This window comes from Microcystis sp. M53603_WE2 (assembly GCF_030065435.1).
Genome location: NZ_JASJFF010000618.1, coordinates 1 through 3,789, shown reverse-complemented (window position 1 = coordinate 3,789; position 3,789 = coordinate 1). Strand labels below are relative to the sequence as shown.

The 3,789-nt window shown below is 40.7% G+C and carries 5 protein-coding genes, 1 tRNA gene and 2 pseudogenes; 6 read left to right on the top strand and 2 right to left on the bottom strand.

Features of this window, described 5'->3' with window-relative positions:
* Positions 1-62: 62 nt before the first annotated feature.
* From PX481_RS13180 to PX481_RS13170, 3 genes are all read left to right on the top strand, one after another.
* Positions 63-134 (top strand) — tRNA-Val (locus PX481_RS13180).
* 157 nt (positions 135-291) lie between these two features.
* Positions 292-639 (top strand): YkgJ family cysteine cluster protein, encoded by a 348-nt coding sequence (locus PX481_RS13175; protein ID WP_002762944.1) that lies wholly within the window; start codon positions 292-294, stop codon positions 637-639.
* Between the two features lie 189 nt (positions 640-828).
* Entirely contained in the window at positions 829-2,253 is a 1,425-nt protein-coding gene (locus tag PX481_RS13170) for an AAA-like domain-containing protein (RefSeq protein WP_002762942.1), read from the top strand.
* Between the two features lie 76 nt (positions 2,254-2,329).
* Here PX481_RS13170 and PX481_RS13165 read toward each other — a convergent pair whose 3' ends face one another.
* The gene (locus PX481_RS13165; protein ID WP_002762940.1) at positions 2,330-2,545 is read right to left on the bottom strand and encodes a hypothetical protein; all 216 of its coding nucleotides are present in this window, start codon (positions 2,543-2,545) and stop codon (positions 2,330-2,332) included.
* 152 nt (positions 2,546-2,697) lie between these two features.
* Here PX481_RS13165 and PX481_RS13160 point away from each other — a divergent pair, with 152 nt between their 5' ends.
* The 3 genes and pseudogenes from PX481_RS13160 to PX481_RS29730 all read left to right on the top strand — a co-directional run.
* Positions 2,698-2,820 (top strand): hypothetical protein, encoded by a 123-nt coding sequence (locus PX481_RS13160; RefSeq protein WP_002762935.1) that lies wholly within the window; start codon positions 2,698-2,700, stop codon positions 2,818-2,820.
* An 11-nt stretch (positions 2,821-2,831) separates the two neighbouring features.
* The gene (locus PX481_RS13155) at positions 2,832-3,152 is read left to right on the top strand and encodes a hypothetical protein (protein ID WP_288026098.1); all 321 of its coding nucleotides are present in this window, start codon (positions 2,832-2,834) and stop codon (positions 3,150-3,152) included.
* 198 nt (positions 3,153-3,350) lie between these two features.
* Positions 3,351-3,404: pseudogene (locus PX481_RS29730) on the top strand (4-Cys prefix domain-containing protein); the annotation flags it as partial.
* 283 nt (positions 3,405-3,687) lie between these two features.
* Here PX481_RS29730 and PX481_RS13150 read toward each other — a convergent pair.
* Positions 3,688-3,789: pseudogene (locus PX481_RS13150) on the bottom strand (IS200/IS605 family transposase); the annotation flags it as partial.

Below are 3,789 nucleotides of genomic sequence, written 5' to 3'. Positions count from 1 at the left end.
TCAAAAAAATAATATACTTTTTTGAAAATATATGTTATACTGAGAAAGTACGAAATTGATTCGGGCGTTTAGCTCAGTGGTAGAGCGCCTGCCTTACAAGCAGGATGCCGTAAGTTCGACCCTTACAACGCCCATTTTATTCGATCCTTGCCTAGTCAAGCTCTCACTCCTGATCGCCGGTTTAGATTAAAACTATTGAGGGGAATTGCTGCTGGAAGGCAAAATTGCGACTATTTGCTAGTAAGCTAGTCAGTAGGTACTAGGATTAATTCATCGCGGCACACTGGTTATATGGCCAATTGGAAATGTATTAAAAATTGTGGAGCTTGTTGTCAACTAAATCCCGATGAGCGTCCTGACTTAGAAGAATATCTGACTCCCGCACAATTAAGTCAATATCTCAGCATGGTGGGGGAAGAAGGTTGGTGTATAAACTTCGATCGCCAAACCCGTCTCTGTACCATTTATGACCAGAGACCAGAATTTTGTCGTGTTCAACCCGATATTTTTGCCAAAATGTATCAAATTGAACCGGGAGAATTTGAGCAATTTGCGATCGATTGCTGTCATCAACACATTGAGGATCTTTATGGGGAAGATAGCCTAGAAATGAATAGCTATCGTCAGCAAGTAGGCTAAGATTTACCCCTATCCCAGAAATAACTCAGATGGGGAAGAAAATAAGTGGTCTGGTTATTGTCCCGATCCTCTCCATCGCTAAACCAGTAAAATTACGGAATTGATTGTTTCCCTGTTGAGGATAAGTCTATAGGAAACTCAAAACCTCTAGGGGTGCAGAGTTTGAGTCCAGGACAGGGAAAAACTATCATGAAAAAACCAGAAAAACAGCGCCGCAGACGCGGGGTTATCCTCACCCCCACGGGACTAGAAAAATTACTTACTGCCAAACAAGAAGCGGAATATCGGGATAATCGCGGTCATCGCTTCACCCTAGAAGTCCTCAGCGAGAAAACTCTTTTAGGGGTAGATACTCTGATGAAGGTATTTGCTTGTGAATCGGGAGTGGATAAACAAACCCTGAAACATTGTTTTCAAGCTTTTAATTTAACTTTAGAAAATAGCGATTATTATCGTCCTAACCTACCAGAAACTAATAGTATTAATCCTCAACTATTGCCTGAGTTACCAGAGGGACAAGTCCCCCTCAATTCCCCCTTTTATATTCACAGAAACAATCTAGAACAGACTTGTTATCAAGAGATATTGCGCGGGGGTAGTCTTATCCGGATTAACGCGGCCAGAAAAATGGGAAAAACTTCCCTGATGACTAGAATTATTAATTATGCTCAACAACAGCAATACCATACACTTTATTTCAGTTTTCGGTTAGCAGAAAGCTCAATTTTTCAAGATTTAAATCACTGGCTGCGTTGGCTTTGTGTTAGTATTAGTCGTCAGTTAGATTTAGACAATCATCTCCCAGAGGATTGGGATGAATTCTTAGGGGGTAAAATTAACTGTAAAATCTATATAGAAAAGCATATTCTCTCCCATCTTGATCGCCCTTTAGTGCTTGCCTTTGATGATCTTGAATATCTTTTACCCTATCCAGAGCTAAGGGAAGAATTTTTTAGTATTCTGCACCTCTGGCACGAGGAAGGCAAAAACAAACCTCTCTGGCAAAAATTACGTTTAATTGTTGCCTATTCCCCTGCACAGGAGCTTGATAAAACCTCAGATATCTATCAATCTCCTTTTAGTCTTGGTTTACCGATCGAATTGCCTAATTTTACCAGCGCACAAGTACGAGAATTAAGTCAAAGACAGGGATTAGATCAGAATTTTGACTGCGAAAAATTACGGATATTTCTAGGGGGTAATCCCTATTTAATTCGTCTTGCTTGCTATCATCTTGCTCGGGGTAATTGTAGCCTAGAAAGCATTTTGGCTACTTCTATCGGCGAGGAAAATAATATTTTTGCAGGCCATCTTAAACGTTTACTTTGGCATCTGCAATACTTAAAGGGCAATTTAGCGGCTATCTTTGCTAAGGTGGTGATGGCGGAAAAAGACATAGAAATTGATTTAATGGCAGCTTTTCACCTAGAAAGTCTCGGACTAATTCACCGACAAGGTAAGTTTTGCCGAGTCAGTTGTCCTCTCTACCGTCAATATTTTGGCGAATATTTCCGGCAACGTTCTGTTTTTTTGCCTCGAAAAACTTCTATCCTCGCCAAAAAAATTACGCTTGCTCGCTTTGATACTTCCGAAAAAAGTCGCTATGCTATGTAATTTATAGTCCGTTAGGCGCTCGGCTAACACAGGCTAGGAGTGCTAAAGTTATCACCATAAACATCCTCAAGGAAAATCAACTCGGTGCGGACAATCCTGCTGCAATCTCTTCTTTGGCTTTCCGTGCTGCTGCGACTAGATTATTCTTCGTCTGTTTAAACGACTGATCCCATCGTTTTTCTTCTTCAATTTCTGCAATATAAGCTCGAACGTACTCTACTAACTGCTCTTGAAGCTCATCAGGCAGAGACTCAACCATCTTGATGATCGTGGTAATAGCAGGAGAGGGCATGGTATCTATCAGCGTAGTAGGTTTTCTCTATTCTACAACGTCCACCGCAAACCCAAAATGATATGATCTTTATTTCCTCTGTGTCTGGAGTGGTTTTTATTAATGAGCCTTGCTCAAAACCAAACAATTCATAATTGAAGAGCGAGGTATTTATGGGTAAAGAAGAAGAAATACTTAAACAATGGCGAGAACTGACACCGGAAAAGCAACAAAAAGTTTTACAATTTGTTCAAACACTGAAATCTAAGTCAGAAACAACAGCACCACTTAATTAGGAGTCTAACCCATGAGCGGCCCCACCATCGAAACCGATTTAGGAAAAATCCTAGACCAGATTAATCAGAATCTTAAAGAGACCAATCAGAAGCTAGACGCGCTCCAGAAAGATGTCACAGAGATCAGGATTGTTCAAGTCAGATTCGAGGCCGAAGTCAAGGGATATCTCAAGGCATTACAGGGAGAATTCAACACCTTACAAGGTGATCTAAAAGAGATTAAAGGTTCCCAGAAAGCCCAAATTTGGGCATTAATCACCATCTTGGCAACAGCAGTTATCGGAACTGTTATCCGCTTTGTCATCACTGTTCCCCCTGTTAGCAACCCCTAACTCCCACTGCCGGGGAACAGGCTTCTGGTTCCTGTTTGATATTCAGGTAGAATTAATGATAGAATTGGTGCGTTACGGCGGATTATTAATTTTGGTTTTTTGACGGGATTTGTAACCGTCTAAGGGAGCCTACACATCTTCTCTCAATGAGATCATCAATTTTTTTTAGGTACTTAATCAAATTTCTCCAGATGATTTATGAGTATCCTCTACTGTCTCAATCCCGAATGTTCCCATCCTCAAAATCCGACTCATTATAGCTATTGTCAAGGATGTGGCGGAAATTTAAGCCAAACTAGCCAATCATATTCTTTTCATAGCCGTTATCTCATTGTCGGAGTATTAGGCGAAGGCGCATTCGGTAGAACTTATCAAGCTAAGGACTTGAATTTTAATCGCAAACCCCGGGTTATTAAAAAATTTATTGCTCAAATGCAGGGAGCTGCTCTGGAGAAGTCTAAGGAGTTATTTCAAAGAGAAGCGGAAAAATTAGACGAAATGAACTACCCCGCCGCAAGCGGACGGGGTATCAGAATCAAAATAGACTCAATTGTAGATTTTGGTGTAGCTGCAGGTATTCTTTATCTTGTTCTTTTACATATCTCGCTATCATACCTTCATCCCCATGCTTTCCTAC

Coding starts and splice junctions, on each gene's coding strand:
- PX481_RS13155 (WP_288026098.1), top strand. CDS start 2,832: ATGAGCGGCCCCACCATCGAAACCGATTTAGGAAAAATCCTAGACCAG.
- PX481_RS13175 (WP_002762944.1), top strand. CDS start 292: ATGGCCAATTGGAAATGTATTAAAAATTGTGGAGCTTGTTGTCAACTA.
- PX481_RS13165 (WP_002762940.1), bottom strand. CDS start 2,545: ATGCCCTCTCCTGCTATTACCACGATCATCAAGATGGTTGAGTCTCTG.
- PX481_RS13160 (WP_002762935.1), top strand. CDS start 2,698: ATGGGTAAAGAAGAAGAAATACTTAAACAATGGCGAGAACTGACACCG.
- PX481_RS13170 (WP_002762942.1), top strand. CDS start 829: ATGAAAAAACCAGAAAAACAGCGCCGCAGACGCGGGGTTATCCTCACC.